Annotated in this window: 30 protein-coding genes and 1 tRNA gene; 8 read left to right on the top strand and 23 right to left on the bottom strand. The window is 69.4% G+C overall.

Annotated features, from left to right (window positions below):
- Nucleotides 1–60: 60 nt before the first annotated feature.
- Complete coding sequence (locus tag ACXJY8_RS04265) at nucleotides 61–930, top strand: MBL fold metallo-hydrolase (protein ID WP_463776375.1); 870 nt, start codon at nucleotides 61–63, stop codon at nucleotides 928–930.
- 7 nt (nucleotides 931–937) lie between these two features.
- Here ACXJY8_RS04265 and ACXJY8_RS04260 read toward each other — a convergent pair whose 3' ends face one another.
- Complete coding sequence (locus tag ACXJY8_RS04260; RefSeq protein WP_463776373.1) at nucleotides 938–1,642, bottom strand: glutathione S-transferase N-terminal domain-containing protein; 705 nt, start codon at nucleotides 1,640–1,642, stop codon at nucleotides 938–940.
- Between the two features lie 179 nt (nucleotides 1,643–1,821).
- On the opposite strand from ACXJY8_RS04260, the gene ACXJY8_RS04255 reads away from it, so the two are divergent.
- Together ACXJY8_RS04255 and ACXJY8_RS04250 are read left to right on the top strand one after the other, a co-directional pair.
- Nucleotides 1,822–2,055, top strand: coding sequence for a hypothetical protein (locus ACXJY8_RS04255; protein ID WP_463776371.1), 234 nt, complete (start codon nucleotides 1,822–1,824; stop codon nucleotides 2,053–2,055).
- A 40-nt stretch (nucleotides 2,056–2,095) separates the two neighbouring features.
- Nucleotides 2,096–2,287 carry a hypothetical protein gene (locus tag ACXJY8_RS04250; RefSeq protein ID WP_463776368.1) on the top strand — a complete coding sequence of 64 codons (192 nt, stop codon included), beginning with the start codon at nucleotides 2,096–2,098 and terminating at the stop codon, nucleotides 2,285–2,287.
- A 349-nt stretch (nucleotides 2,288–2,636) separates the two neighbouring features.
- Here the strand turns inward: ACXJY8_RS04250 and ACXJY8_RS04245 are convergent, their stop codons facing one another.
- From ACXJY8_RS04245 to ACXJY8_RS04220, 6 genes are all read right to left on the bottom strand, one after another.
- Nucleotides 2,637–2,936, bottom strand: a complete 300-nt coding sequence (locus tag ACXJY8_RS04245) for a hypothetical protein (RefSeq protein ID WP_463776366.1) — start codon at nucleotides 2,934–2,936, stop codon at nucleotides 2,637–2,639.
- A gap of 147 nt (nucleotides 2,937–3,083) precedes the next feature.
- Complete coding sequence (locus tag ACXJY8_RS04240; protein ID WP_463776363.1) at nucleotides 3,084–3,233, bottom strand: hypothetical protein; 150 nt, start codon at nucleotides 3,231–3,233, stop codon at nucleotides 3,084–3,086.
- Between the two features lie 88 nt (nucleotides 3,234–3,321).
- Entirely contained in the window at nucleotides 3,322–3,549 is a 228-nt protein-coding gene (locus tag ACXJY8_RS04235; protein WP_463776360.1) for a hypothetical protein, read from the bottom strand.
- A gap of 118 nt (nucleotides 3,550–3,667) precedes the next feature.
- On the bottom strand, nucleotides 3,668–3,940 hold the full coding sequence (locus ACXJY8_RS04230; RefSeq protein WP_463776356.1) for a hypothetical protein: 273 nt from the start codon (nucleotides 3,938–3,940) through the stop codon (nucleotides 3,668–3,670).
- A 264-nt stretch (nucleotides 3,941–4,204) separates the two neighbouring features.
- Complete coding sequence (locus tag ACXJY8_RS04225) at nucleotides 4,205–4,426, bottom strand: hypothetical protein (protein WP_463776353.1); 222 nt, start codon at nucleotides 4,424–4,426, stop codon at nucleotides 4,205–4,207.
- Between the two features lie 64 nt (nucleotides 4,427–4,490).
- The gene (locus tag ACXJY8_RS04220) at nucleotides 4,491–4,694 is read right to left on the bottom strand and encodes a hypothetical protein (protein WP_463776350.1); all 204 of its coding nucleotides are present in this window, start codon (nucleotides 4,692–4,694) and stop codon (nucleotides 4,491–4,493) included.
- A 579-nt stretch (nucleotides 4,695–5,273) separates the two neighbouring features.
- Between ACXJY8_RS04220 and ACXJY8_RS04215 the strand changes: the two genes are divergently transcribed.
- Nucleotides 5,274–6,401, top strand: coding sequence for an HD domain-containing phosphohydrolase (locus ACXJY8_RS04215; RefSeq protein ID WP_463776347.1), 1,128 nt, complete (start codon nucleotides 5,274–5,276; stop codon nucleotides 6,399–6,401).
- On the opposite strand, the gene ACXJY8_RS04210 is transcribed toward ACXJY8_RS04215, so the two are convergent.
- A complete protein-coding gene (locus tag ACXJY8_RS04210) occupies nucleotides 6,398–6,595 on the bottom strand; it encodes a hypothetical protein (RefSeq protein WP_463776343.1) in 198 nt (65 codons plus the stop codon). The genes ACXJY8_RS04215 and ACXJY8_RS04210 overlap by 4 nt on opposite strands.
- Before the next feature lie 42 nt (nucleotides 6,596–6,637).
- On the opposite strand from ACXJY8_RS04210, the gene ACXJY8_RS04205 reads away from it, so the two are divergent.
- A tRNA-Pro gene (locus ACXJY8_RS04205) sits at nucleotides 6,638–6,714 on the top strand.
- A gap of 37 nt (nucleotides 6,715–6,751) precedes the next feature.
- Nucleotides 6,752–7,063 (top strand): ETC complex I subunit, encoded by a 312-nt coding sequence (locus ACXJY8_RS04200; RefSeq protein WP_055950667.1) that lies wholly within the window; start codon nucleotides 6,752–6,754, stop codon nucleotides 7,061–7,063.
- 200 nt (nucleotides 7,064–7,263) lie between these two features.
- Here the strand turns inward: ACXJY8_RS04200 and ACXJY8_RS04195 are convergent, their stop codons facing one another.
- The 10 genes from ACXJY8_RS04195 to ACXJY8_RS04150 form a co-directional block, all read right to left on the bottom strand.
- Complete coding sequence (locus ACXJY8_RS04195; protein ID WP_463776336.1) at nucleotides 7,264–8,838, bottom strand: SpoVR family protein; 1,575 nt, start codon at nucleotides 8,836–8,838, stop codon at nucleotides 7,264–7,266.
- Between the two features lie 49 nt (nucleotides 8,839–8,887).
- Nucleotides 8,888–10,189, bottom strand: coding sequence for a YeaH/YhbH family protein (locus tag ACXJY8_RS04190; RefSeq protein WP_463776333.1), 1,302 nt, complete (start codon nucleotides 10,187–10,189; stop codon nucleotides 8,888–8,890).
- A 105-nt stretch (nucleotides 10,190–10,294) separates the two neighbouring features.
- On the bottom strand, nucleotides 10,295–12,241 hold the full coding sequence (locus ACXJY8_RS04185; RefSeq protein ID WP_463776329.1) for a PrkA family serine protein kinase: 1,947 nt from the start codon (nucleotides 12,239–12,241) through the stop codon (nucleotides 10,295–10,297).
- A gap of 198 nt (nucleotides 12,242–12,439) precedes the next feature.
- Nucleotides 12,440–12,886: a 4-aminobutyrate aminotransferase gene (locus ACXJY8_RS04180; RefSeq protein ID WP_463776326.1), complete on the bottom strand. Its 447-nt coding sequence runs from the start codon at nucleotides 12,884–12,886 to the stop codon at nucleotides 12,440–12,442.
- A 145-nt stretch (nucleotides 12,887–13,031) separates the two neighbouring features.
- A complete protein-coding gene (locus ACXJY8_RS04175) occupies nucleotides 13,032–13,586 on the bottom strand; it encodes a MerR family transcriptional regulator (RefSeq protein ID WP_463776324.1) in 555 nt (184 codons plus the stop codon).
- A 7-nt stretch (nucleotides 13,587–13,593) separates the two neighbouring features.
- Entirely contained in the window at nucleotides 13,594–13,914 is a 321-nt protein-coding gene (locus ACXJY8_RS04170) for an integration host factor subunit alpha (protein WP_056474070.1), read from the bottom strand.
- A 116-nt stretch (nucleotides 13,915–14,030) separates the two neighbouring features.
- A complete protein-coding gene (locus ACXJY8_RS04165) occupies nucleotides 14,031–15,038 on the bottom strand; it encodes a beta-ketoacyl-ACP synthase III (protein ID WP_463776322.1) in 1,008 nt (335 codons plus the stop codon).
- Between the two features lie 32 nt (nucleotides 15,039–15,070).
- Complete coding sequence (gene plsX / locus ACXJY8_RS04160; RefSeq protein WP_463776319.1) at nucleotides 15,071–16,105, bottom strand: phosphate acyltransferase PlsX; 1,035 nt, start codon at nucleotides 16,103–16,105, stop codon at nucleotides 15,071–15,073.
- A gap of 190 nt (nucleotides 16,106–16,295) precedes the next feature.
- Entirely contained in the window at nucleotides 16,296–16,850 is a 555-nt protein-coding gene (locus tag ACXJY8_RS04155; protein ID WP_463776316.1) for a YceD family protein, read from the bottom strand.
- Entirely contained in the window at nucleotides 16,847–17,449 is a 603-nt protein-coding gene (locus ACXJY8_RS04150) for a ubiquinol-cytochrome C chaperone family protein (RefSeq protein WP_463776314.1), read from the bottom strand. Before ACXJY8_RS04150 ends, ACXJY8_RS04155 begins: the two co-directional genes overlap by 4 nt.
- Before the next feature lie 264 nt (nucleotides 17,450–17,713).
- On the opposite strand from ACXJY8_RS04150, the gene ACXJY8_RS04145 reads away from it, so the two are divergent.
- Nucleotides 17,714–18,211: an outer membrane protein assembly factor BamE gene (locus tag ACXJY8_RS04145; RefSeq protein WP_463776310.1), complete on the top strand. Its 498-nt coding sequence runs from the start codon at nucleotides 17,714–17,716 to the stop codon at nucleotides 18,209–18,211.
- Between the two features lie 106 nt (nucleotides 18,212–18,317).
- Nucleotides 18,318–20,768 (top strand): PAS domain-containing protein, encoded by a 2,451-nt coding sequence (locus ACXJY8_RS04140; RefSeq protein ID WP_463776307.1) that lies wholly within the window; start codon nucleotides 18,318–18,320, stop codon nucleotides 20,766–20,768.
- A gap of 5 nt (nucleotides 20,769–20,773) precedes the next feature.
- Here the strand turns inward: ACXJY8_RS04140 and ACXJY8_RS04135 are convergent, their stop codons facing one another.
- The 5 genes from ACXJY8_RS04135 to ACXJY8_RS04115 all read right to left on the bottom strand — a co-directional run bounded on the left by ACXJY8_RS04135 (nucleotide 20,774) and on the right by ACXJY8_RS04115 (nucleotide 25,523).
- Nucleotides 20,774–20,998 (bottom strand): hypothetical protein, encoded by a 225-nt coding sequence (locus ACXJY8_RS04135; RefSeq protein ID WP_463776304.1) that lies wholly within the window; start codon nucleotides 20,996–20,998, stop codon nucleotides 20,774–20,776.
- Between the two features lie 32 nt (nucleotides 20,999–21,030).
- Complete coding sequence (locus tag ACXJY8_RS04130; RefSeq protein WP_463776301.1) at nucleotides 21,031–21,750, bottom strand: HAD-IA family hydrolase; 720 nt, start codon at nucleotides 21,748–21,750, stop codon at nucleotides 21,031–21,033.
- Nucleotides 21,747–23,645 carry a PAS domain S-box protein gene (locus tag ACXJY8_RS04125; protein ID WP_463776298.1) on the bottom strand — a complete coding sequence of 633 codons (1,899 nt, stop codon included), beginning with the start codon at nucleotides 23,643–23,645 and terminating at the stop codon, nucleotides 21,747–21,749. The genes ACXJY8_RS04130 and ACXJY8_RS04125 overlap by 4 nt, the downstream gene beginning before the upstream one ends.
- Nucleotides 23,646–23,817: 172 nt before the next feature.
- Nucleotides 23,818–24,909, bottom strand: a complete 1,092-nt coding sequence (locus ACXJY8_RS04120) for an alkene reductase (protein ID WP_463776296.1) — start codon at nucleotides 24,907–24,909, stop codon at nucleotides 23,818–23,820.
- Nucleotides 24,910–25,328: 419 nt separating this feature from the next.
- Complete coding sequence (locus tag ACXJY8_RS04115; RefSeq protein ID WP_463776291.1) at nucleotides 25,329–25,523, bottom strand: hypothetical protein; 195 nt, start codon at nucleotides 25,521–25,523, stop codon at nucleotides 25,329–25,331.
- Between the last annotated feature and the right edge of the window lie 80 nt (nucleotides 25,524–25,603).

The raw sequence follows: 25,603 nt of genomic DNA, 5'->3' as shown, positions 1-25,603 counted from the left end.
ATGCGCACGCCTCAGCCCGAGGCTACCCGCGGCCGACGCCGCCAACGAGAGCAACGCTTCGTGTCTCCCGGATACCTGCCCTTCGCCGGCGCCCTCGACCTGCCCGCCTACACCTGTGACAATTGCGGGTTCTGGCAGCGCCATTTCGAGCGGCCGCCGGCCTGCCCGATGTGCCTCGACGCCCGCCACGTGGTGCCCCAGAAGGGCTGGCAGTTCTGGACCGAGCGCGAGGCGCAGGCGCGCTTCCCCTGCCACTGGGAGGAGCTGGAACCCGGAATCTGGCGGTTCTGGAACGATCCCGTCTCGGGCATCGGCCCGAGCGCCTACCTGGTCCAGACGCCGTCCGGGAACATGGGCTTCGAGGCCTGCCCGGTCTTCAGCGAGGCCGCCCTCCAGCACATCGCGGGGCTCGGCGGGATGCAGGTGCTGTCCTCCTCGCATCCGCATGCCTACGGCGCGCTGGTGCAGCTGCAGGACCGCTTCGACCCGGAACTCTGCTTGCCCGCCGCCGACTTCACCTGGAGCGCGGCGCTGCAGGTCTCCTGGCCCTACGACGACTTCCTAGAGCCCCTCCCCGGCCTTGAGCTCCACCGCACCGCCGGGCATTTCGACGGCCACGCGGTGCTGTTCGATCGCGCGCGCAAGATCCTGTTCTGCGGCGACGCCCTGAAGTTCGAGCTCGACCCGCAGGATTTCCGGCGGGCGCTGACCATCTCGGCCCACAAGGCCTTCGTGCGCGGGGTGCCGCTGACCACGAACGAGCTGCGGCGCTACCGAGACGTCTTCGCCCAGCTCGACTTCACCCAGACCTGGACGCCCTTCGAGCCGGCCGCCAATTGCGGCCGGGCCGAGGTGCTGGCCCTGATCGACGGCATGCTGGCGACCCGCCCGCACGCCGCCCCGGTGCCGCTCGACACCCTGAGACGCTGAGGGCGCGTCAGCCCCGCGTCGCCGCGGTCTGGCCGAACATGACCTTCTTGGCCTCCTCGCTCATGGTTTTCCCGAAATCCGGGTTGACCTCCGGTGCGCGGGCATAGGCGGCCTTCGTGCCCGCGCGCTCGGCGATGGCGTGGAACCAGCGCTGGAGGTTCGGAAAGTCCTCGAGGCGCTGGCCCTGCTTCTCGTAGGGCACGATCCAGGGATAGGAGGCCATGTCGGCGATCGAGTAGTCGGCACCGGCGACGTACGGCCGGTCGGCGAGGCGCCGGTCGAGGACGCCGTAGAGCCGGTTCGTCTCCTTGACGTAGCGGTCGATGGCGTAGGGCACCTTTTCCGGCGCGTACTGGGCGAAGTGGTGGTTCTGGCCGAGCATGGGGCCGAGGCCGCCCATCTGCCAGAACAGCCACTGCAGCGCCTCGGCGCGGCCGGCCACGTCGCGGGCGATGAAGCGCCCGGTCTTCTCGGCGAGATAGAGCAGGATCGCACCGGATTCGAACAGCGAGACCGGAGCGCCGCCGCCGGCCGGGGCATGGTCGACGATCGCCGGCATGCGGTTGTTCGGGGCGATCGCCAGGAAGTCCGGCTTGAACTGGTCGCCCTTGCCGATGTTCACGGGCTTCAGGGTGTAGTCGAGCCCCGCCTCCTCGAGGAACATCGTGACCTTATGGCCGTTCGGGGTCGGCCAATAATATAGATCGATCATCGCGGTCTCCGGGCTGTGCGCCCGGGCTCCGCCCGGTCGCCTCGACGCCGAGGTGGGGCTCGGAGCGGGCAGGGTCAAGCTTGTGGCGCCGGGTCGCGACGGATCGCTCAAATACGCAGCAGTTTCGCAAGCGGGTCTTCAGCGGTGTGTGGTTGCCTCGGTGAAACGAGGGCGGCGGCATGATCAGCGCGATTTCGGCGAGCAGCGGTGGCCTCCAGGCCGCGACCCAGCGTTACGCCACGGTGGCCGAGGGCATCGCGGCGATCGGCACAAGCCTGCCGAGCGCGACCCAGGTCGATCTCTCGACCACCGCCGTCCAGCTCATGCAGGAAAAGGCCAATATCGGGATGAACACCGCCATCCTGAAATCCACGCTCGACTCCGAGCGTCGGGTCCTCGACATCCTGGCCTGAGGACCGGCGCCCCTCGAAGACATTCGAAGGATCGACGCCCATGACGATCACCGTTCCGATCACCCAGGTCGGCATCCTCCGGGCCACCGAGATCGTGCACGACGCCCGGAACGACGCCGCCCGGCGCCACGAGACTGAGCCGCGCACCGTTTCCGTCGAGGTGGAGCGTGCGCCTGCGGCCGAGCGGGACGGGATGCCGGGCCAGGGCCGCGTGGTCGACGTGCGCGTCTAGGGCCTCTCCGATGTCGCGGGATCTCGCCGCAAGCGGCTCGTATCGCCGCCTGCTGCGCCCCCGGGAAGGACTGGAGCGGTCAAGACGGGCGGTCGTGACCCGGATCTCGGCCGATTCAGCGTCAGCCAGAGCGACTTCGGACGCGTACAGGTCGCCCAGAGCTGAATGCGAGACAGGACAGTTCTCGGAGAAGGATCAATTCGGCCTCGGCCGACGGCGCTCCACCGCTCGTTCGAGGGGCTCGGTGGAGCCTCGCGGTCGGACGGCACTCAGCCATCGTTCGCCGTCGTGCCGGGAGCGCGGGTCTTCGCTCGGCGCGATGGTCCGATGGAAGCCGGTGACGGCCGCCTCAGGCGGCCTTGGTCTTGTGTGCCGGGCGCTGCGCGGGGGCGTCGGCGTCGCGGCCCTTGGCGGCGATGTCGCGCAGCATCTTCACCATGGCGTCGGTCTGGTCGTCCGTGTTGTCTTCGAAGGACGCTTCGGCGTTCCAGTCCTCGCCGCGGCGCAGCATGATCACGGCGCCGGCCGCGGCGGCGCAAAGACTTCCTGTGAGGGGCGCGCACATCAATGCGGTCCAGATGCCGTACGGCAACAGCAGCGCCGTCGAGATGATGCCTCCGCCGATGGCGGACAGTAAGATCAGAAACATCGATCGACCCTCGTTCGAACCTCAATACCATGGTTCGCCCCCGAGGATGGGATTGGTTGCCGTCATCGTGACCGCCGCCTTAACGCTCGGCGTCGCATTGTTGAGACTTTCGCGGTGTTGCGCCGATCCGACGGCCAGCGGCGTCCCTCACGACCAGACCCGCAGGATGATCAGGAGCCCGACCGGAACGACGAACATCAGGGCGATCGCCCATTGGATGTCGTTGCGGGCGCGTTTGACCTCGCCTTCCAATGCGTCGATGCGCGCCTCCAGGGCGCGTATTTTCGCATCGTTCATATCCGGCTCCGTCGGTTCGGTTCACTCCGGCGATGGTGGCGGGGCGCGGTCGCGGCTGTCCAGAGAGGCGCGAGGCCGCGCGGGCGGCTCAGGGTTGCGATGTCTCCTCCGGCACGGGCCGGACGTTCCGCTCGATCCGCTTCAGGAGCTGGATCGCGCGACCGAGGGCCAGCATCACGAACCCGCCGATCGTGCCTCCGAGCGCCGGACCGAGATAGGCACCCCCTTCGGAGGCCGGCGCGCCGGAGGAGGCGAGCAGGAAGAAGATCCCGAACGCGATATGCAGCGCCCCGGCAATGTAGAGAGTGAGTTTCACGAGGCGCCCCGTTGCTGTGACGATGGTGTGGGGGCGCGGCGGCCTGTGGCGTTGCCTCGCCCGACGGTTCCGGGACGAGAACCGGGGAAAGCGCGGGTCTACCCGCCGGGCGAGCCGCTCACTGGATCACCTCGCCGTCGGGCTTCAGTCCCCGCAGCGCTTCCCCCAGCACTTGGTAGAGGGTCGACAGGGCCTCGTGCCCGAGGGGAATTCCGAACCGATCGCCATCGACGGTCTTCAGGATGACGATCCCGACATCCTCCCCCATCAGGATGCCGGCCCTGGCCTCGCAGAGCGGAAACATGAACGGGCCGTCGCCGTCGAACTCGACCTGCTCGGCCGTCTCCAACGCGAAGAACTGTTCCTGATCCGAAGTGCCGTCGTCGGCCATGCCCGTCCCTTGCTTTCCTGTGCCGTGCAACGCGACCGTGTCCCGGCGGGCGGCTCCGCGCAACGACGGATTTCAGGAAATCTTCGGCGCGTGAGCGCTCTGTCGGGGCGCCGGGCCGGGAATTCCGCGCCGCCGGCTCGCAAACCGGCGAACGCGGACCTGTCCACCGACGGGCGTGTCTTCGTTCCCGGGCCCGCGGGTCGCGAGCCCGGCCTCACCGGGTGGAGGGAAGAGCGTCCGGTCGACGCCCTCCCGAGGGTCGTCTCAGCCCAGGATCCAGTGCGCCAGCAGCATCACGGCCGAGCCGGCGACCGCCATGCCGAGCAGCGTCACGCTGCTGACCTGATCGACCTTGTCGACCGTGTTCCCGACCCGATGCTCCCGCTTCATGGAGGTGCTCTCGGGCCCGGCCCGGTTGGCGTCGGCGTTGAGGACGGGATCGGTGGTCTGGCGCGGATTGGCGTCGAGATGGGTCAGAGTGGTCATCGGGTGTCCTGTGCGTGGTGAGCGATGCGGTCGAGGGCCTGATCGGTGATCGCGCGGCGCGGCTTCAGGAGAACGAGCCGAAACCTTCGAAGTCGGACGCGGGCAGGACCGAGGCCGGGCTGTCCACGATGGCTCCGGCGGCCGGCACGGCCTGCTCGTCGTGCACCAGTTCCAGCCGCTGGTTGCTGTTGGCCGCGGTCGCGGCGAAGTGCGCCTGCCGGGATGCGTTCGCCCAGGCGGACTCGTCGGGCGTGATGTGGTTACGCATGCGGGAATCCCGTTGGTATGCCAGGGCTGTTCGGATGCGAGCAGGGAATGCACCGCACTGGCGGGCGTTCCTCGCGCGCCTGGGTCCAAAGGGTCGCACGAGCGCGGCGCATGCCGGACGAGCAGGGCTCGGCGACCGGAACCGACATGCGGGCATCCGGCCGAATGGGTTCCTCGCGAATCGGAGAGGGCTCGGGGTTGGATCGCTTGGGAACATCTCGACCGCTGCGACGGTCTCGGTATCGGTCACGCCCTCCGCGTTCCCGATGTCGCCACCGGTCTGCGCGCATCGTCGAGCTCGGCGGTCGTGGCGGCGGAGGTCGACGCCTTCTGATGCAAACCGCCAGCGCTGCGGGAAACGTCATGGAGCCGAGCGCCGCGACCCGGTTCGCCGCCAACGACGCTGCCTCGATCATCACGGGAAGTGCGGCGACCATCCGGTGTTGCTCTCCCCTGTTTATTAAGTTTTTGGGCTTTTAGAGGATCAAGATTTCATCCTCATCCCAAGAGGCCTCCTCCTCTTGGGCGTCCCGGGCAAGATTCAAAACTGAATCCGTGCCAAACATAAGAAAGCGCGGTCGTGGACGCTCTCCTTGTCGACGACAGTCAGACGATGCTGCTGCGGCTCAAGTACCTTCTGGAGCAGGAGCACGGGGCCTGCGTCACGGCGCTGACGAGCCCGGACCAGGCGCTCATCGAGGCGCAGACGCGGGCGTTCGACCTCATCCTGGTCGACCACCACATGCCGGTCATGGACGGCACCACCTTCATCCGGCGCATGCGCGCCATCCCGCATTATGCGCAGGTGCCGATCGTCATGGTCACCAGCGACGTGACCGACGCGGTCCGGTTGGCGGCCCTGGAAGCGGGGGCCTTCGATTTCCTGGACAAGCGCCTGAAGGGCCTCGAGCTGAGCGTCCGCCTGCGCAACCAGGTCAGGCTCGCGGCGGCCGTCCGCCGTCTCGACGATCAGGCGGCCTGGCTGGCCGGTGAGATCGAGACCTCGGTGCGTCACCTGCGCGAACGCGAGGAGGAGATCATCTTCCGCCTCGCGCTCGCGGTGGAATACCGGGACAACGACACCGGCAATCACACCTGGCGGGTCGCGCGCTACAGCCAGATCATCGCCGAGGCCTTGGGCCTATCTCCCGAGCTCTGCCACCGCATCTACCTCGCCGCCCCCCTGCACGATGTCGGCAAGGTCGCGGTGCCGGACGGCATCCTGCTCAAGAAGGGAGCCCTGACGCCCCAGGAATTCGCGGTCGTGCGCACCCATACGGCGATCGGCCGGCGCATCCTGGACGACAGCACGTCGGAGCTGATCCAGCTCGCGGCCGAGATCGCCGAGGCCCACCACGAGAAATGGGACGGCAGCGGCTACCCCAAGGGACTGGCAGGCGAGGCGATCCCACTCTCGGCGCGGATCGTGGCCGTGGCCGACGTGTTCGACGCGCTGACGACGGTCCGACCCTACAAGGCGGCCATGCCCGCGGAGGAGGCTCTGTGCTGTCTGCGCGCGGACAGCGCCCGGCATTTCGACCCGGATTGCGTCGCCGCCTTCGTCGCGCGCTGGCCGGACGTGCTCGCGGTCGGCGCGATCGCCACCGGTACGCGGGAGACGACGTTCGGCCGCCCCACGGCGCCCTGGGCCCGCGTGCCGGAACTGCTGCGCGAGGTGCAGGACGAGAGGCGCCTGCAGCCGGCCTAGCGAAGACCGACGACCCGGTCTTCGGGGAAGCCCTTGACCCGAACGGGACCGAAGTCGGTGCGAGCCGCGGCAGAACCGGCGACGGCCAGGAACGCGTCGCGAACCCGCTCCGCGAGCGTTTCGGGAGGGTCGGTCCCGAACGCCACCGGCCGGCGTTCGCCATCGGCCAGATCGCCCCGCACGCCGGTTGCCATTTGGCCGCCGAAACCGTACTTCCCCTCTACGCGCAAGCGTGTCGGGGTGTAGCGCAGTCTGGTAGCGCATCTGGTTTGGGACCAGAGGGTCGTAGGTTCGAATCCTATCGCCCCGACCATTCTTTTCGCCGAGGCTCCCTGGAGTTGGACGACCCGATGTCGAGCGCCCGCATCTACCAGCCCGCGAAGGATCCGACGCAGTCCGGGACAGCGCGCGCCAAGGCCTGGGTGCTCGAATTCGACCAGACGGCGCCGCGCGAGACCGACCCCCTGATGGGCTGGACCGGCTCCTCCGACATGCTGCAGCAGGTCCATCTCGAATTCGAGACCCGCGAGGAGGCCGTGGCCTACGCGACCCGGGCCGGCCTGTCCTACCGGGTCGAGGAGCCGCAGAAGCCGATCCTGCGCAAGGGTCTGTCCTACTCGGACAATTTCAAGTTCAACCGCACCGCACCCTGGACCCACTGAGGGCGCCGCCTCCGGCGCGTCAGAGCTGGATCAGGATCGTGACGGCTCCGAAGATCAGGACGGAGCCGACCGCGGCGGCGAGCAGGATCAGGGCGGCGCGCGATTCGCGCAGATCGTCGTTCATCATGGCCCCACGCTAGCGCCTGCGCCGGACGCCGCCAATCTTCTCATGGACCGGCGCCCCGGCGCGGGCCGCACTTTCAGAAGAAGATCGGCCGCGCGCTGGCATGGTGCTCGGCCAGCACCGCGTCGTTGGCCGGGTCGATTTCCTTCAGCACCGCATCGTAGCCCCAGAGATCGGCCAGGTGCTGGAGCACCCGCTTGGCGTCGTCCTTCTGCAGGGTGATGCGGTTCAGCGCGCGGTGATGCACGATGAGTCGCCGGTCCCCTTCGAGGTCGACGTCCACCACCTCGATGTCCGGGTCGAGCCAGGCGACGTCGTATTGCCGGGCGAAGGAGCGGCGCATCTTGCGGTAGCCGCGCTCGTCGTGGATCGCCTCGACGTAGAGGTCCGACTCGTCGGGATCGTCGACGACGTGGAACAGCCGCATGTCGCGCATGAGCTTGGGCGAGAGGAACTGGGCGATGAAGCTCTCGTCGCGGTAGTTCGCCCAGATGTCGCGCAGGGTCGCCATGGCGTCCCCGGTGCCGGCGATCTCGGGGAACCACTCCCGGTCCTCCTGCGTCGGCTGCTCCACGATGCGGGCGATGTCCTGCATCATGGCGAAGCCGATGGCATAGGGATTGTGGCCGTTGTAGCCGCGCTCGTTGTAGTTCGGCTGGCGCACGACGTTGGTGTGCGATTGCAGGAATTCGAGGTAGGCCGCCTCGCCGATCAGGCCCTTTTCCGAGAGGGAGTTCATGATCCGGTAGTGGCAGTAGGTGGCGCAGCCCTCGTTCATCACCTTGGTCTGGCGCTGCGGATAGAAGTACTGCGCCACCAGGCGGACGATGCGCAGGATCTCGCGCTGCCAGGGCCGCAGCCGGGGAGCCGCCTTCTCGAGGAAGTAGAGGATGTTTTCCTGCGGAAGTTCGAGGAGCGCCTTGCGCCGCTCCGCGGCAAGGTCGGGGCGGGCGCCGGCGACCTTCTGCGGCAGGGTGCGCCAGAGGTCGTTGTAGATCTGCTCGCCGTGCTCGGCGCGCTCGCGCTCCCGGCGCTGCTCGGAGGCGAGGTCGGGGCGCTTCTTGCGCGGGTAGCGGTGGACGCCCTGGCTCATCAGCGCGTGGGCGGCGTCGAGCACCGCCTCGACGGCGGCGTGGCCGTAGCGCTCCTCGCAGCGCGAGATGAAGCCCTTGGCGAAGTCGAGATAGTCGAGGATGCCCTCGGCGTCGGTCCACTGCTTGAACAGGTAGTTGTTCTTGAAGAAGTGGTTATGGCCGAAGGCCGCGTGGGCGATGACCAGCGTCTGCATCGTCGCCGTGTTCTCCTCCATGATGTAGGAGATGCACGGGTCCGAGTTGATGACGATCTCGTAGGCGAGCCCCATCATGCCGCGCCGGTAGCCGGCCTCGTGCTGGGCGAAGTGCTTGCCGAAGGACCAGTGCTTGTAGAACAGCGGCATGCCGATCGACGCGTAGGCGTCGAGCATCTGTTCGGCGGTGATGATCTCGATCTGGTTCGGGTACCAGGACAGGCCGAGTTCCGCGCCGGCGATCGACTCGCAGGCGTCGTGGATGCGCCGGATCGTGTCGAAATCCCAGTCGTTCCCGGTGAAGAGCGGCTCCTGGCCGCCGGAGATCCGCTGGGGCGTGGGGCGGATGATGCTGCCGACCATAGGATGTAGGCCTTCCTCGGAGGGTTCGTGTCCCGCGCGGCGCGCGGCCTCAGGCCTCGGCTTCCGCCCGGGCGTCCTTGCGCCCGAACAGTTCGCGGAACACCGGGTAGATGTCGCGTCGGTGGTTGACCTTGCGCATGGCGATGGGCGCGCCCGTCTTCGCCAGGCTCTCGTAGGTTCGCCACAGGGTGGTGCGGTGCTCGACGAAGCCGGCCCGCGGGCCGTTCTCGTCGCCGACCTCCAGGTAGGCGAAGTGCTGGCAGGCCGGCAGGATGTGGGCGCGCAGCAGCTCCGTCGAGGTCGGACCGTCGCTGGAGACGTTGTCGCCGTCCGACGCCTGCGCCGCGTAGATGTTCCAATCGTTGGGATCGTAGCGCTCGGCGATGACGCGCTTCATCTCGACCAGCGCCGAGGAGACCAGGGTGCCGCCGGTCTCGCGCGAGCCGAAGAACGTTTCCTCGTCCACCTCCGTCGCCTTGTCGGTGTGGCGGATGAAGACGATCTCCACGTGCCTGTAGCGCCGCGTCAGGAAGATGTGCAGCAGGATGTAGAAGCGCTTGGCGAGGTCCTTCATGTGCTCGGTCATCGAACCCGAGACGTCCATGAGGCAGAACATCACCGCCTGCGCCACCGGGCGCGGATAGGTCTCGAACCGGCGGTAGCGCAGGTCGAGGGGATCGACGTAGGGAATGCGCTTGGTGCGCTCGCGCAGGGCCGAGAGCGTCAGCAGCAGCTCCGGCAGGTCGGGATCGCTCGAGGGTGTCGCGGCGATGCGCGCCTCCAGGGCGGCGATCTCGTCGGGCTTCGGCCGCTTCAGGGCGATGCGGCGCGACATCGAATTGCGCAGGGTGCGCGTCAGGGCGAGGTTGGCCGGCGAGCCGGAGATGGTGTAGCCGGCCCGGCGCAGGCCTTCGGTCTCCACCACCGAGAGCCGGCGCTTGGCGAGATCGGGCAGTTCGAGGTCCTCGAGGAAGAGCTCGAGGAACTCCTCCCGGGTCAGCACGAAGCGGAAGGCGTCCTCGCTGTTCTCGGAGCCCTCGCCGCCCTCCCCCGAGCCCTTGCCGCCGCCGCCCGACGGCGGACGCTCGATTCGGTCGCCCTCCACGTAGGTCTTGTTGCCGGGCAGGATGTGGTCGTGCAGGCCGGTGCCGGGCTGGCGGGCGAAGCGCGGCTCGCGGACCCCGTCGGCCGGCACCGAGACGCGGCCGTCCTTGCCCAGGTCCTTGATGTCCTTCTCCCGCGCGGATTCCCGCACGGCGCGCTGGGCCACGTCCTTCACGCGGCGCAGGAAGCGCTGGCGGTTGGCGAGGCTCTTGCCCCCGGGATTCAGACGGCGGTCGACGATGTGCATCCGGTGTGTGTGCCTTCGCCCTCAAGACCAATGTGGGATCGACGGAGCGGGGCGGCCACCGTGGCGGCCGCCCCGTCACCGTGCGGACAAGGCTTGGTCGATGCCCTAGCCCGCCTGCTTCACCCGCATGTACCACTCGACCAGGCGGCGGACCTGCCGCTCGGTGTAGCCGCGGGCCACCATCCGGTCGACGAACTCGCCGTGCTTCTTCTCCGTCTCGCCGTCCTTCTTCGAGCCGAAGGAGATCACCGGCAGCAGCTCCTCGACTTGACTGAACATGCGCCGCTCGATGACCTCGCGCAGCTTCTCGTAGCTCGTCCAGGAGGGATTGCGGCCACCGTGCTGCGCCCGGGAGCGCAGGGCGAACTTCACCACCTCGTTGCGGAAGTCCTTCGGGTTCGCGATGCCGGCCGGCTTCTCGATCTTGGTCAGCTCCTGGTTGAGGAGTTCGCGGTTGAGGAGCTGCCCGGTCTCGGAATCCTTGAAGTCCTGGTCCTCGATCCACGCATCGGCATAGTCGATGTAACGGTCGAACAGGTTCTGGCCGTAATCGTGGTAGGATTCGAGGTAGGCCTTCTGGATCTCGTGGCCGATGAACTCCGCGTAGCGCGGAGCCAGCTCGGTCTTGATGAACTCCAGGTAGCGCTTCTCGGTCTCGGGCGGCAGCTGTTCGCGCCGCAGGGCCTGCTCCAGCACGTACATGAGGTGGACCGGATCGGCCGAGACCTCCGTGGTGTCGTGGTTGAAGGTCGCCGCCATCACCTTGAAGGCGAAGCGGGTCGAGATCCCGTCCATGCCCTCGTCGACGCCGGCGGCGTCCTTGTATTCCTGCATCGAGCGGGCGCGGGGATCGACCTCGCGCAGGGACTCGCCGTCGTAGACCCGCATCTTCGAGAAGGCGTTCGAATTGGCGTGCTCGCGCAGGCGCGAGAGCACCGAGAAGCGGGCCAGCATCTCCAGGGTGCCCGGCGCGCAGGCGGCCTCGGAGAGCTCCGAACCCGAGACCAGCTTCTCGTAGATGCGCTGCTCCTCGGTGACCCGGAGGCAGTACGGCACCTTGATCACGTAGATGCGGTCGATGAAGGCTTCGTTGTTCTTGTTGGTCTTGAAGGTCTGCCACTCGGACTCGTTCGAGTGGGCCAGGATCACGCCCGTGAACGGGATCGCGCCGATGTTCTCGGTGCCGACGTAGTTGCCCTCCTGTGTCGCGGTGAGCAGGGGGTGCAGCATCTTGATCGGGGCCTTGAACATCTCGACGAATTCGAGGACGCCCTGGTTCGCCCGGTTGAGGCCGCCGGAGTAGGAGTAGGCGTCGGGATCGGACTGCGAGAGGGTCTCCAGGCGCCGGATGTCGACCTTGCCGACGAGGCTGGAGATGTCCTGGTTGTTCTCGTCGCCGGGCTCGGTCTTGGCGATGGCGATCTGGCGCAGGCGCGAGGGCCGGACCTTGATGACCTTGAACTTCGAGATGTCGCCGTTGAACTCGTCGAGGCGCTTCAGAGCCCAGGGGCTCATCAGGCCGGTGAGGCGCCGCCGCGGGATGCCGTAGCGCTCCTGGATCTCAGGCCCCATCGTCTCGGGGTCGAACAGCCCCAGCGGGCTCTCGAAGACCGGGGACACCTCGTTGCCGGCCTTCAGCACGTAGATGGGGTGGGTCTCCATCAGGGCCTTGAGGCGCTCGGCGAGGGAGGACTTGCCGCCGCCGACGGGACCGAGCAGGTAGAGGATCTGCTTGCGCTCCTCCAGGCCCTGCGCCGCGTGGCGGAAGAACGAGACGATGCGCTCGATCGTCTCCTCCATGCCGTAGAACTCGGCGAAGGCGGGATAGACCCGGATGGTCCGGTTCATGAACACGCGCCCCAGGCGCGGGTCCTTCGCTGTGTCCACGAATTCCGGCTTGCCGATGGCCTCGAGGATGCGCTCGGCGGCGGAGGCGTACATCAAGGGTTCGTCGCGGCACGCTTCGAGATACTCGGAGAGGCTCATCTCCGTATCGCGACGCGCCTCGTAGCCACGGGCGAAGCTCTGGAACAGGTCGTTCGTCGACGGCATAGGCTTTCCGATCCCCTCACGACAGCGACAGCTTCATCCTGTCTCGCCTTGGATGCAACTGACAGGCCCAGTTTTGTCGCAGCGCATTCACGACGGAATTTGGGCGTGTGATGCGTGCCACAGTGCAACACTCGGACCGGTCACCCGGGTTCGGGGCCGGGGCCGCGGACGCCGGTGCGCCGCGGCCCCGGGGGAGGCTCACAGGTCGGTGGACTCCTTCTTGGCCGCGTCGGGCTTGGCCGCATCGGGCTTGGCCGCCCCCACCGTGATCTTGATGTTCTGGGTCTGGACGTTGCCGTCGGAATCCTTGACGTCGACCGTCACCTCATCGCTGCCGGTGAAGCCGTCCTTGCTCTGGTAGAACACCGCCTGGACCGCGGCCTCCTTGCTGGGGCAGCGGTACTTCGCCGGCGTCTTGATCTTGCCGACCTTGGTGATCAGCGAGCCGTTCTTCGGCGCGCCGCTGACCCGGATCTCCGGCATCGGACCGGTGGAGCAGTCCTTCTTCAGGTTCGGCACGATGGCGAGGCGCACGCTCTTGCCGCTGGCGGCGGTCTCGCTGCGGGTGACCGTGGTCTGCGCCAGGGCCGGCCCGGCCAAGAGGGCGCCGGCGGCCAGGAGGGTGAGGGGACGGGCGAGCAGCATGCGGGACGAACTCCGATCACGCCGGGCGATCCGCGCGGGACGCGGAGGATTCGGTCCGGGTGCAGCGGATGTGGGGATCGCGGGCGCGGGCGTCGAGTGGGCGCGGGCCGTCTCGGACGTCCCGAGTCCTTGGGGCTCCCCGTCCTCAGACGTCGCCTTCGATGTCCCCGGCCGGTTCCGGCGGCAGGCGCAGGCAGGCAAGCGCCGCGCGACAGGCCCGCAGGTCGTCCAGGGCCGCTTCGAGCACCGCCCGCTGCGCCTCGGTGAGCGCGTCTTCGGCATGTGGGCCTGCAAGCGGGCCGGCCGCCGGCGCCTCGTGCTCGGCATCCTGGAGCGAGGGGGCGGCCGCCACGACCTCGCCGCGCCCCACCGACTGGACGAAGCGCAGGCCGCGCTCCCGCAGCACGCGCTGGGCGCCCTTGATGGTGTAGCCCTGCCCGTGCAGGAGGCGCTTGATGCCCTTCAGGAGATCGACGTCGTCGGGGCGGTAGTAGCGCCGGCCGCCGGCCCGCTTGACCGGGCGGATCTGGGTGAAGCGCGTCTCCCAGAAACGCAGGACGTGCTGCGGCACGTCGAGTTCGTCGGCGGCTTCCTTGATGGTGCGGAAGGCGCCCGCGCTCTTCTCGGGGGCCTCGCGCACCGGCGTCTCCCCGTCGCGAGGGTCTGACTTCGTTTCGTCGATCCGCGCGGCGAGGGACATGGCGGGCCTATTCGTCGTCGTGCTCGGCCGCGCCGTTCAGGCCGTTGATCCGGGCCTTGAGCACGTTCGAGGGCTTGAACACCATGACCTGGCGCGGCTCGATCGCCACCTCGACGCCGGTCTTCGGGTTGCGCCCGACCCGGCGGCCCTTGCTGCGCACGACGAAGGAGCCGAACGACGAGAGCTTCACCGTCTCACCGCTCGCGAGGCAGGCGCAGATCTCGGACAGAACCGTCTCGACCAGGGCGGAGGACTCGGTCCGCGAGAGGCCGACCTGCTGGTAGACGGCCTCGCTCAAATCGGCGCGTGTGACCGTCTTTCCTGTCATGCGACATTCCCCAAGGCGATTCGAGTTTTCTTAGTATCTCTATGATTGCGCACGCTAATCGGCGTTCATCCTGCGGTCAACCTTGCGTGAGGTCCCGTTTTCGGAACGCCCCGCCCCTACCAGCGGATGAGGGCCGCGCCCCAGGTGAATCCGCCGCCGATCGCCTCGATCATCACGAGGTCGCCGGGCTGGATCCGGCCGTCCTTGCGGGCGACGTCGAGGGCCAGGGGGATCGAGGCGGCCGAGGTGTTGCCGTGCCGGTCCACGGTCAGCACCACCTTCTCGCGGGCGATGCCGAGCTTGTCGGCCGAGGCCTCGATGATCCGCCGGTTGGCCTGGTGCGGCACGAACCAGGCGAGGTCCTCGGCCGTGGTGCCGGACGCCCGGAAGGCGTCGTCGATGACGTCGGTGACCGAGCCCACGGCGAAGCGGAACACCTCCTTGCCGGTCATGCGCAGGTGGCCGGTGGTGCCGGTGGAGCCCGGGCCGCCGTCGACGTAGAGCTTCTCGCGGTGGCGGCCGTCCGAGCGCAGGCTCGCGGTGAGCACGCCGCGGTCGGCGCTGGTGCCTTCCCCTTCGCGGGCCTCCAGCACCACGGCGCCGGCGCCGTCGCCGAACAGCACGCAGGTGGTGCGGTCCTCCCAGTCGAGGATTCGCGAAAAGGTCTCGGCGCCGACGACCAGGGCGCGCCGAGCGCTGCCCGTGCTCAGGAACTTGTCGGCCACGGTCACGGCATAGACGAAGCCGGCGCAGACCGCCTGGACGTCGAAGGCGAAGCCGCCGCGCAGGCCCAGGGCCGCCTGGATCTCGGTGGCGGTGGACGGGAAGGTGTGGTCGGGCGTCGAGGTGGCGCAGATGATGAGATCGATGTCGTCGGCGGTCAGGCCCGCCTCGTCGAGGGCGGCCCGGGCGGCGCGGGCTCCGAGGACCGATGTGGTCTCGGTGGCATCCGCGAGGTAGCGCTGGCGGATGCCGGTGCGCTGCACGATCCAGTCGTCGGAGGTGTCGACGGTGCGGCTGAGCTCCTCGTTGGTGACGCATCGGGCCGGCAGGGCGGAGCCGCAGCCGACGACGACGGAGCGCAGGACCTTTCCGGAATGGGCCGTCCCGGTCGTGACCGTCATGGGACCGTCCTTCTGTTCGCGGACCGGCTCACTCACGATGCGACCGCGGCCGGCGTCAGGTCGAGCATGTCGCGGATGGTGCGCATCAGGTCGTGCCGCGCCATGTCGTGGGCGAGGTCGACGGCCGCCGCGAAACCGTGCGCGTCCTCGGAGCCGTGGCTCTTGATGACGATGCCCTCGAGGCCGAGGAACACGCCGCCATTGGCCCGGCTCGGGTTCATCTTGTCCCGCAAGGCCGCGAAGGCGTGGCGGGCGAAGAAGTACCCGATCTTGGCCGAGACGGTCCGGCTCATGGCGGCGCGCAGGTAGCTGCCGATCTGCTTGGCCGTGCCCTCGGCGGTCTTCAGGGCGATGTTGCCGGTGAAGCCCTCGGTGACGACGACGTCCACCGTGCCCTTGCCGAGGTCGTTGCCCTCGACGAAGCCGTGATAGGCGAGGTTCGGCAGGTCGGTCTCGCGCAGGTAGCGCGCCGCTTCCTTGACCGCCTCGTTGCCCTTCATCTCCTCGGTGCCGACGTTGAGGAGGCCCACGGTCGGCCGGTCGAGGTCGAACACGATCCGGGCCATGGCGGAGCCCATCACCGCCATCTCGACGAGGTGCTCGGCATCGGTGCCGATGGTGGCGCCGACGTCGAGGACCACGCTCTCGCCGCGTACCGTCGGCCAGAGGCAGGCGATGGCCGGGCGCTCGATGCCCGCCAGGGTCTTCAGGCAGATCTTGGACATCGCCATCAGGGCGCCGGTGTTGCCGGCAGAGACGGCGGCATCGGCCTCCCCGTCCTTCACCGCCTGGATGGCGCGCCACATCGAGGACTTGCCGCGCCCGGAGCGCACCGCCTGGCTCGGCTTCTCGTCCATGGCGATCGCCATGGTCGTGTGGCGGATCTCGACGGCGCCCTTCAGGCGCGGCTCGGCGGCCACCAATGGCGTGAGGATTGCTTCATCCCCGAACATCAGGAACGTCATCTCGGGATGGCGCTCGCGGGCGATGGCGGCGCCGGGCACCACGGTCGTAGGGCCGTGGTCGCCGCCCATGGCGTCGAGCGAGATGCACACTCTCTGGGACATGGTGGGTGGCCGGTGGCCTCTGATACGCGGAAGGGGTCTGCCTCCCGGCGGGGAGGCATCACGGTGGACGGGGTTGCTGGCGGACGACCGGCCCCCTGCCCGGCGCGGCGGAAAATAGCGATTGATGCCCGGCGGGCAAACGAAATCTGAACCTTTCGCGGAACGCCGTCCCGGCGAAGGCCCGGCCGGCTCAGTCGTTGGCCGGCTTCAGGCCGCGCAGGGCGGCCAGCGGCGGCTCGTCCATGTCCTCGATATGGGGCTCGAAGGCGACGCCGGGCTTGCGCGGATAGGGGTCGAGCCCGAGGGCCAGGAACTCGGCCGTGATGGTGCCGAAGTCGATCTTGCCGCCGACGATCGGATCGGGAACGTCGGCATCCTCCGCATCGGTCCCGGCGAGCCGGTCGGTGTCGGTGAACAGCAGGTCCACCGGCTCCGAGACGGGGCCCTCGAACGGTTCGAGGGACACCGTGCAGACCTGCGTCACCTGGGCGGTCACCGTGCCGCGCACCCGGAAGGCCGAGGCCGGGCCGCTCGTCTCGAAGGTGCCCATGAGGTCGCAGATGGCCGGGATCCCGAAATCCGCGGCGAGCGCCGCGCATTCCTCCGGGCTCGCCGTGACGACGAGGCGGCCGTCGCTGCGGCGCAGGCGGTCGACGCTGACGACCCGCGAGAGCGGGCCGGGCTCGTCGCGGCGCAGGGTGTCGTGGCGAGGCTTGTCGTGAGGGGGCTTGTCGTGACGAGTCATGGAACTGTCCGTGTCGTGGCGCCCTCCGGCCCGGCAGGCGGAGCGGCGAAGGTGTGCGGCGGCGGGAAGGCCGGGCCGAGGCCGATCAGGCCGTCGAGGTCGGACCGGGCCAGGGCGGCATCGCTGGCGACGACGTAGCGGGCGAGCCCGGCGGCCGCCTCCGGCGCGTCCAGGCCGAGGGTGTTGCGGGCGAGCGCGGCCGTCAGGGCCGTCGCATCCCCGGCATCGAGGGCGGCATCGTAGCCCTCGGCACGGCCGTAGAAGGCCGAGCCGAGCTTCTTCATGCGCTTCGGCACCCCGAAATCGCCGATGCCGGATTCCCGCAGCGACGAGTCGAGCTGCAGGAACACCGAATTCACGAGGTCCTGCGCCACGTCGGCGGCCGGTTCGGGCAGCCGATTCAGGCGCCGCAGCACCAGGATGACGTGCAGGATCAGGCACTCGAACCGGCCCTCCAGCGTGTCCGGCACGCCGAGACGCAGGTAGAGGTCCGGATGCCGCGCCGCCTCGTTGACGCGGCCGTGCAGCGTCTCGATCACCTGCTCGCGCGGGCTGGAGCGCCCCCAGCCGCGCAGCCGGTCGAGGAGTCCCGTCATCATGCGCATCTCCCCCGGCCTGCGGCCTCGGAACCACTGCAGACGGCCGGCGGGTGTGGCCGGGCTTGCCTTGTCAAAACCATAACCCCGCGTTACGGCAGCGAACGGTCAAGGTGCAACCTCCATCGGGATTCTTCCGCCCTCGGTGCCGGGTCGGCATCGGGGCCGCGGGATGACTTCCTGGAAGATGCCCTCGCGGAGGACGCCTTCCGGGAGTCGCCTTCACGGAAGACGCGTTCAGTTTCTCACTGTCAGCAAGGGTGGCCGATGTCGCGCCGTCTCGTCTCGTCGCTCGCTCGCCTCGTCGTCCTCGGCGTGATCGGAGCCGGTGTGTCCGGCTGCATCGGCGAGGACATCCGCCACGGCTACCAGATCGACCAGGCGGCCCTCGCCACGGTGAAGCCTGGCATGAGCGCCGAGCAGGTGCTGCAGATCCTCGGTACGCCCTCCACCGTCTCCACCGTCGGCAACAAGTCCTGGTACTACATCAGCCAGAACACGCGCCGCACGGTCCTGTTCCTCGGCGAGCAGGTCGAGGATCAGAAGGTCACCGCCGTCTATTTCACCCCGGCCTTCAAGGTCGAGCGCGTGGCGCTCTACGGCCTGCAGGACGGCAAGGTGTTCGACTTCATCGAGCGCACCACGCCGACCAGCGGCGCCGACCGCGCCTTCCTCAGCCAGCTCTTCCGCGGCCTGACCAAGTACGAGCCGTTCGGCAGCGGTTCCGGCGCCAGCGTGGTTCCGGGCGCCAACCGCGGCCTCTAACCGGCCTGGTCCGCGGCCGGATCCGGTCGGCTGTCGAATGGGCCGGGCGGCCCATGCCATGAACGGCCCGCCCGGGCTCGCCCCCGGGCCGGCAGAGGACCCTAGGATGCCGTTTCGCGAAGCCTTTCTCGTCGAGGGTGGCGAGACCGGCGCGCTCCTGCGCCAGCACGACTGGTCGGCGACCTCCATCGGCGCGCCGGCGGGCTGGCCCCAGGCGCTCAAGACCCTCGTGGGCGTGATGCTCGGCTCGCAGCAGCCGATGCTGATCGTCTGGGGGCCGGACTACATCACCCTCTACAATGACGGCTACGCCGCGATGTGCGGCGCGCGGCACCCGGCCGCCCTCGGCGGCTCGTTCCGCGATCTCTGGCACGACATCTGGGACCAGGTGGAGCCGATCCTCGCCCGCGCCTATGCGGGCGAAGCGACGCATATGGACGGCATCGCCTTCATCATGCATCGCAACGGCTACCCGGAGGAGACCTACTTCTCGTTCGGCTACACGCCCGTGCGCGACGAGGCCGGGCGGGTCGCCGGCATGTTCTGCGCCTGTGCCGAGACCACCGGCCGGGTCCGGGCGGAGCGCCGGGCCAGGGCCGAGCACGAGCGCCTCGAGCAGCTCTTCGCTCAGGCGCCGAGCTTCATGGCCGTCCTGCGCGGGCCCGAACACCGCTTCGAGCTCGCCAATCCGGCCTATCGCCGCCTCGTCGGCAACCGGCCGGTGCTCGGCCGGACCGTGGCGGAGGCCCTCCCCGACGCCGTCGCCCAGGGCTATCTCGACCTGCTCGACACCGTCTACCGCACCGGGGAGGCCTTCACCGCGACGGCTTCGAAACTGACCCTGAAGGCCGCCGACGGACCCGAGGTCGAGCTCTATCTCGACTTCGTCTACCAGCCGATCTTCGATGACGACGGCGCCGTCACCGGCATTTTCGTCGATGGGGTCGACGTCACCGACCGGGCGCTGGCCGAGATCGCTCTGCGCCGGAACGAGGCGGAATTGCGCTTCCTCAATGCCGATCTGGAGCGCCAGGTCATCCTGCGCTCCAACGAGCGCGGCCTGACCTGGCTGGTCAGCCCCGACCTCCTCGGCGTGTTCCACCCGGACGGCTATTTCGAGCGCCTGAACCCGGCCTGGGAGGTGGTGCTCGGCTGGTCCGAATCGGAGATCGCCGGGCGCCCCGTGATCGACCTGATCCACCCGGACGACGTCGAGCGCACGCAGGCGGCGATCCGGACCCTCGCGGGCAGCACGCCCGTCTTCCGTTTCGAGAACCGCTACCGCACCCGCGACGGCGGCTACCGCTGGCTCTCCTGGACCGCGGTGCCGGAGGGCGGGCGCTCCTATTGCAGCGGCCGCGACATCACCGAGGAGAAGGCCCGGGAGGCCGCCCTCGACCAGGCCCAGGAGGCCCTGCGGCAGGCGCAGAAGATGGAGGCGGTGGGCCAGCTCACCGGCGGCGTCGCCCACGACTTCAACAACCTCCTCACGGTCATCAAGTCCTCCACCGACCTCCTTAAGCGGCCGGGGCTCGCCGAGGACCGCCGCCGCCGCTACGTCGACGCGATCTCCGACACGGTGGCGCGGGCGGCCAAGCTCACCGGACAACTCCTCGCCTTCGCCCGGCGCCAGGCCCTGAAACCCGAGACCTTCAACGTCGGCACCGGTGTCGCCGCGATCAGCGAGATGGTCGGGACCCTGACGGGCGCCCGCATCGCCATCGTGGTCGAGGTCCCCGAGACGCCCTGCTACGTGCATGCCGACCCGAGCCAGTTCGACACCGCGCTGGTGAACATGGCGGTCAACGCACGCGACGCCATGGACGGCCAGGGCCGGCTGACGATCCGGGTCGGCACCGTCGAGGGCATCCCGCCCATCGACATCCGCGCCGGCGCCTTCGTGGCCGTGTCGCTGACCGATACCGGCTCCGGCATCGCGGCGAGCGACCTCCACCGGATCTTCGAGCCGTTCTACACCACCAAGGGCGTCGGCCAGGGCACCGGCCTCGGGCTGTCTCAGGTCTTCGGCTTCGCCAAGCAGTCCGGCGGCGAGGTCGTCGTGGAGAGCGCGCCGGGGCGCGGCTCGACCTTCACCCTCTACCTGCCGCGGGTCGCGGGCGTGCCGGAGACCGTCGGGCTCGCCGAGGAGGCCGAGCCCCTGACCGAGGGCCACGGCACCTGCGTCCTCGTGGTCGAGGACAACCCGGAGGTCGGCCGCTTCGCGACCCAGACCCTGGCCGAGCTCGGCTACCACACGGTCTGGGCGACCTCCGCCGCCGACGCCCTGCGCCAGCTCGAGAAGATCCCCTTCCGCTTCGAGGTGGTGTTCTCCGACATCGTCATGCCGGGCATGAACGGGATCGAGCTCGCCAAGGAGATCGTCCGCCGGCGGCCCGACCTGCCGGTGGTGCTGGCCAGCGGCTACAGCCACGTCCTGGCCGAGGAAGGCGCGCACGGCTTCGAGCTGCTGCACAAACCCTACTCGGTCGAGCAGCTCTCACGGGTGTTGCGGAAGGCGGTGGCGCGCAGCCGGCGCGGTCGGCGCGAACAATCCTGACGGCGTCAGGACGCGTCGGGCGCCCCGGACTCGAGGCGGGCGATCAAGCCGGCGAACAGGTCGGAGACCTCGGCTTCGGGCTGCGGCTGGTAGGCGGCCGGCAGGCCGCCGGCGAGGCAGGCCACCAGGAAGTGCGACCGCGCTCCGCGGGCCCGGAAGCGGCGGACCGCCGGCTCCCGGTCCGGCGTGACGGCCGGGCCGGTCGGCTGCGATCGAGGCGACTTGTCCATGCACGAGCTTCCCGAGCGCCGAGCGGCACGTATCAGGCGGTAACCTGGCGCGCCGCGGGACCGGGTGGCAAGCCGGCGGGCCGGCCCGCGGCGCAGTTTCCATCGTCCTGTGGCAGACCCGACACGATGGCCCGGGCGATCGCGCCGGGATCGGCGAAGACGTGCGCCGGCCCCCGGGCCGCCAGGGCGTCGGCGCGGGTATAGCCCCAGGCCACGGCCCCGAAGGCGCAGCCCGCCTCGGAGGCGGCCTGGTGGTCGCGGATCTCGTCGCCGACATAGAGCGTGTCGGACGGGGCGACCCCGGCATCGCGGATCAGGGCGCGCAGGCGCCGCGCCTTGCCGAACAGCGCGGCCCCGCAGGCATAGTGCGTGAAGCGCCGGGCCTCCGGCCCCAGCGCCCGCCGGATCGTCGCCTCGCGGTTCGAGCTGGCGATGCCGAGCAGCAGAGCCGCTCCGTCGAGGTCGGCGAGGAGGTCGGGCACCCCGGGGAACAGCCGGATCGCGGCGATGTCGCGGGCGGCGAGCCGGTGCATGTGGCGGGTGATCAGCGGCAGCTTCCGGGCCGGAATGCCGAGATGCCGGACGATGCCCCGCGCATCCATGCCGCGCAGGGTCTCCGTCTCGTGCGCGGCGATGCGGGCAAAGCCGTAGCGGTCGGCCACCCCGTTGATGACCCCGGCGAACCAGGGAAAGCTGTCCGCCAGGGTCCCGTCGAAATCGAAGACGACGAGGCGGTAGGGGCGCCCGCTCACGACTCGAGGTTGTTCACCGGCACCACGAGGCGCATCACGAGGCCGGTCGGGGCCCAGTCCTGCTCCAGGGTGCCGTCGAGCTGCCCGACGACGCTGCGCTGGGCCAGGACCGTGCCGAAGCCCTGCCGCGTCGGCGGACCGATGACCGTCGGGCCGCCGCTCTCCGCCCAGGTCAGGATGTAGAAAGCCCCCTCTCGCCGGCCGGTGAGACGGACACCGCCGGTCTCGGTCGACAGGCCCCCGTACTTCATCGCGTTGGTGGCCTGCTCGTGCATGATGAGCGCCAGCGCGGTGGCGGCGCGCTTGCCCACGGCCACGTCGTCGCCGTCGACCACGATCCGCTCCCGCCCGTCCTGCACGTAGGCCGCCATGATCAGCCGCATCAGGCCGAACAAGGTCTGGCCCTTCACCGCCGGGGCGCTGGCGGGGGAGTGGGGCCGGACGTATTCGTGGGCCTGGGCCAGGGCGCCGAGGCGCTCGCGGAAGGCCGAGACGAAGGGCCGGGCGGCCGGGTCGGTGCGGGCCGAGAGGCCGGCGATACCGCCCACCACCGCGAAGATGTTCTTGATCCGGTGCGACAGCTCCTTGATCAGGAGGTCCTGCGCCTCCTCCGCGCGCTTGCGCTCGCGCAGGTCGCGGGTGACGGTGGCGTAGCCGACGAAGCGACCCGCATCGTCGCGCACCGGGAAGATGTTGTAGAGGACCGCGATCCCCTCGCCCGTGCCGAAGTGCCGGAAGGCGAGCTCGCCCTCCCACCAGCCCTGCCGTTCGACGGCGGGCAGGACGGTGCCGGTGACCAGCGCCTGGCTCTCGGGCATGAAGTAGTCGAGGAGCTGGGTCCCGGCCACGGCGTTGACGTCGGGCAGCCCGACGAGGCGCCGCCCGGCCTCGTTGATGTGCTGGACCGATCCCTCGCGGTCGGCGATGCCGATGAAGTCCTGAGACTGCTCGACGATGGCCGCGAGCTTGCGCGCCTCGGCCTCCGCCCGCTTCAGGTCCTCGATGTCGGTGCAGGTCCCGAACCATCGCTCGATCCGCCCCTCGGCATCGTAGAGCGGCATCGCCCGGCCGAGGGTCCAGCGATAGGCTCCGGAATGATGGCGCAGGCGGTACTCCACCTCGTAGGGCTCGCCCGTGGCCAGGCTGTGGCGCCAGCGCGTCCAGGCCCGCTCCTGGTCGTCGGGATGGAACATCCCGTTCCAGGCTTCGCCGTCCGTCGAGCCGGGCGGCATCCCGGTGAAGTCGTACCAGCGGTCGTTGTAGAAGTCGTGGTAGCCGTCGGGCTGCGTGGTCCAGACCATCTGCGGCATCGCGCCGGTCATCACCCGGAAGCGGCGCTCGCTCGCCTCGAGTTCCGCCTCGCGGGCATCGACCTCGCGGCGCGTCCGGCTCAGCTCGATCAGCGTGGCGGCCTGGCGGGCCAGGGCCTCCAGCATCTCGGCCTGGACCGGGGTGATCCCGTCCGGGCGCGCGACCCGGTCGAGGACGCACACCGTGCCGAGCGGCAAGCCCGCGCGCGAGTGGATGACGGCACCGGCGTAGAAGCGCAGCCGGCGCTCGCCGCTCACGAGGGGATTGTCCCGGGTGCGCGGGTCGGCGGTCAGGTCCGGGATGACGAGGAGCGACCCCGCCTCGAGGGCGTGCGCGCAGATCGACATCCGCCGCGGCGTCTCGGGCAGTTCGACGCCGGTGCGGCCCTTGAACCATTGCCGGTCCGCCTCGACGAGGCTCACCAGGGCGATGGGCGCGTCACAGACCAGGGCCGCGATCCGGGTCAGGTCGTCGTAGGCGGTCTCGCGCCCGGCCGCCGTCAGGTCGAGGCTGGCGAGCTCCGCCAGCCGATCGGACTCGGTCCATCCGGTCGGCGCGGCTGAGCAGGCATCGGTCGAAGGCAAGCGCGGTTATCCCCGTCGATCGCAACACATAGGGTGTCTCCCCTCCGAGCGATAGCGCCGGCCGCTACTGAGGCGCCCGGGGCCGTTCCGCGATCGACCGGGTCCTCCCTTCGTGTATAGGCCGTCCAGGGTCGAAGACGACGACCCGGACGGCCCCGATCGGGTCGGCCGCTCAGGCAGCCCGGGCCGCATCCCGCGTTGGATAGTCGACGTAGCCCTCCGGACCCTGGCTGTACCAGGTCTTCGCCTCGTCCTTGTTCAGGGGCGCGCCTGCGAACAGCCGCTCGGGCAGGTCTGGATTGGCGATGAAGGGACGCCCGAAGGCGATGGCGTCGGCCTGGCCCGCGTCGAGGGCCGCCTGCGCGCGGGGGCCGTCGTAATCCGAGTTCAGGATCAGGGGGCCGTCGAAGGCCGCCTTCATCGTCGGCGCGACGGGGGCGTGGTTGGCCGTGCCGAAGGTGCCGTTCGGCCCCGGCTCGCGCAGCTCCAGGAAGGCGATGCCGATCTTCGACAGCGCGGCGGCCGCCGCGCCGAACAGGGCGTCGGGGTTCGAATCGTCCACGCCCTGGATCGCGCCGTTGGGTGAGAGGCGCACGCCGGTGCGGTCCTTGCCGACGGCCTCGGCCACCGTCTGCGTCACCTCGGTGAGCAGGCGGATGCGGTTCTCGATGGAGCCGCCATAGGCATCGGTGCGGAAGTTCGCGCCATCGCGCAGGAATTGGTCGATGAGGTAGCCGTTCGCCGCATGGATCTGCACGCCGTCGAAGCCGGCCGCGATGGCGTTGCGGGCGGCGCGGTCGTAATCGGCCAGCAGGCGCGGGATCTCGTCGACGGGCAGCGCCCGGGCCTCGGCGTAGGGCTTCTTGCCCTCGTAGGTGTGGGCGGCGTCCGGGGCCGTGGTGGCCGAGGACGAGATCGGCTGCCGGCCGCCGAGGAAGTCCGGATGGACGATGCGGCCCATGTGCCAGAGCTGGCAGACGATCTTGCCGCCCGCCTCGTGCACGGCCCGGACCACCGGCTTCCAGGCCTCGACCTGCTCGTCGGACCAGATGCCCGGGGCGAAGGGCCAGCCCAGGCCTTCCTGCGAGATCCCGGTCGCTTCCGTCAGGATCAGTCCGGCGCTGGCGCGCTGGCGGTAATACTCCACCATGATCGGCGTCGGCACGTGCGCGCGGGAGGCGCGGCCGCGGGTGAGCGGCGCCATGAAGACGCGGTTCTTGGCGTCGATCGCGCCGATGCGGATCGGATCGGAGAGGGAGGGCATGCGGACAGTCTCACGTTGTTTCAAGGACAAACGGGATGGACGAGCGACGGCGCGCAGCCTCCGCCGCGTCCGCCGGTCACCTCATGTGGTTGTCGTCCCCGACACGGCCAGACGGAGCCGCCGCCTCGGACGGCAACCTTGTGCGGCGGCGCACGCCCCGTACCATGTGAAGGAACGGACGACCCAACCCTGAGAACGAAGCCGGTTCCTTCTTTCGCGTCTGCCCTGGCGCGGTCAGAGGATTCTCGGAAGGCGTGACACCGGAGCCTGGGCTATGGTCCAGACCGTCCGCTGGCTCCGCGACGATGCCGTCCGTCACGGTTCGCGCGCATCGATCCCCCTCCCCCTCAAGGAATCCTGAGGTCGGGTATCGTCGTACTCTCGTTCGAGTGCCCGTCCGCTCGGCCCCGGGTCAAGCTTCAGGCCCCGAACTCGCTGGAGTGGCTGAACGGCGAGATCGAGCCGAAATCGAGGCGGCCGGCATCCTCCCCGAGGAAGCGGCTGTCACTCGATCTGCTGGCACGGTCCTGCCCGAACAGATCGACGAGTACGACCTCCGGTGTTCCGGTCGTAGGACCCTGGAGAGCGTTGCCCCGATCGATGATAACTCCCACGCCAGCCTGCTCAGGCTGGCGGGCCGATGATCCGCTTCGGCCGTGATCGTGGCGGCCACGCCGGAACCGAACCTCTTCAG

It is taken from the genome of Methylobacterium sp. TK31, from assembly GCF_055361545.1.
Note: the sequence above shows the minus strand (reverse complement) of the source record. Positions and strands in the feature narration are given on the sequence as shown.

What these genes read in the sequence shown, in the direction of transcription:
- ACXJY8_RS04195 (WP_463776336.1), bottom strand. Translation starts at nt 8,838, where the DNA reads ATGGTCGGCAGCATCATCCGCCCCACGCCCCAGCGGATCTCCGGCGGC.
- ACXJY8_RS04230 (WP_463776356.1), bottom strand. Translation starts at nt 3,940, where the DNA reads ATGGCCGACGACGGCACTTCGGATCAGGAACAGTTCTTCGCGTTGGAG.
- ACXJY8_RS04225 (WP_463776353.1), bottom strand. Translation starts at nt 4,426, where the DNA reads ATGACCACTCTGACCCATCTCGACGCCAATCCGCGCCAGACCACCGAT.
- ACXJY8_RS04175 (WP_463776324.1), bottom strand. Translation starts at nt 13,586, where the DNA reads ATGTCCCTCGCCGCGCGGATCGACGAAACGAAGTCAGACCCTCGCGAC.
- ACXJY8_RS04120 (WP_463776296.1), bottom strand. Translation starts at nt 24,909, where the DNA reads ATGCCCTCCCTCTCCGATCCGATCCGCATCGGCGCGATCGACGCCAAG.
- ACXJY8_RS04220 (WP_463776350.1), bottom strand. Translation starts at nt 4,694, where the DNA reads ATGCGTAACCACATCACGCCCGACGAGTCCGCCTGGGCGAACGCATCC.
- ACXJY8_RS04210 (WP_463776343.1), bottom strand. Translation starts at nt 6,595, where the DNA reads ATGGCAACCGGCGTGCGGGGCGATCTGGCCGATGGCGAACGCCGGCCG.
- ACXJY8_RS04200 (WP_055950667.1), top strand. Translation starts at nt 6,752, where the DNA reads ATGTCGAGCGCCCGCATCTACCAGCCCGCGAAGGATCCGACGCAGTCC.
- ACXJY8_RS04240 (WP_463776363.1), bottom strand. Translation starts at nt 3,233, where the DNA reads ATGAACGATGCGAAAATACGCGCCCTGGAGGCGCGCATCGACGCATTG.
- ACXJY8_RS04145 (WP_463776310.1), top strand. Translation starts at nt 17,714, where the DNA reads ATGTCGCGCCGTCTCGTCTCGTCGCTCGCTCGCCTCGTCGTCCTCGGC.
- ACXJY8_RS04185 (WP_463776329.1), bottom strand. Translation starts at nt 12,241, where the DNA reads ATGCCGTCGACGAACGACCTGTTCCAGAGCTTCGCCCGTGGCTACGAG.
- ACXJY8_RS04170 (WP_056474070.1), bottom strand. Translation starts at nt 13,914, where the DNA reads ATGACAGGAAAGACGGTCACACGCGCCGATTTGAGCGAGGCCGTCTAC.
- ACXJY8_RS04150 (WP_463776314.1), bottom strand. Translation starts at nt 17,449, where the DNA reads ATGATGACGGGACTCCTCGACCGGCTGCGCGGCTGGGGGCGCTCCAGC.
- ACXJY8_RS04140 (WP_463776307.1), top strand. Translation starts at nt 18,318, where the DNA reads ATGCCGTTTCGCGAAGCCTTTCTCGTCGAGGGTGGCGAGACCGGCGCG.
- ACXJY8_RS04155 (WP_463776316.1), bottom strand. Translation starts at nt 16,850, where the DNA reads ATGACTCGTCACGACAAGCCCCCTCACGACAAGCCTCGCCACGACACC.
- ACXJY8_RS04135 (WP_463776304.1), bottom strand. Translation starts at nt 20,998, where the DNA reads ATGGACAAGTCGCCTCGATCGCAGCCGACCGGCCCGGCCGTCACGCCG.
- ACXJY8_RS04190 (WP_463776333.1), bottom strand. Translation starts at nt 10,189, where the DNA reads ATGCACATCGTCGACCGCCGTCTGAATCCCGGGGGCAAGAGCCTCGCC.
- ACXJY8_RS04245 (WP_463776366.1), bottom strand. Translation starts at nt 2,936, where the DNA reads ATGTTTCTGATCTTACTGTCCGCCATCGGCGGAGGCATCATCTCGACG.
- ACXJY8_RS04250 (WP_463776368.1), top strand. Translation starts at nt 2,096, where the DNA reads ATGACGATCACCGTTCCGATCACCCAGGTCGGCATCCTCCGGGCCACC.
- plsX (WP_463776319.1), bottom strand. Translation starts at nt 16,105, where the DNA reads ATGTCCCAGAGAGTGTGCATCTCGCTCGACGCCATGGGCGGCGACCAC.
- ACXJY8_RS04180 (WP_463776326.1), bottom strand. Translation starts at nt 12,886, where the DNA reads ATGCTGCTCGCCCGTCCCCTCACCCTCCTGGCCGCCGGCGCCCTCTTG.
- ACXJY8_RS04255 (WP_463776371.1), top strand. Translation starts at nt 1,822, where the DNA reads ATGATCAGCGCGATTTCGGCGAGCAGCGGTGGCCTCCAGGCCGCGACC.
- ACXJY8_RS04165 (WP_463776322.1), bottom strand. Translation starts at nt 15,038, where the DNA reads ATGACGGTCACGACCGGGACGGCCCATTCCGGAAAGGTCCTGCGCTCC.
- ACXJY8_RS04260 (WP_463776373.1), bottom strand. Translation starts at nt 1,642, where the DNA reads ATGATCGATCTATATTATTGGCCGACCCCGAACGGCCATAAGGTCACG.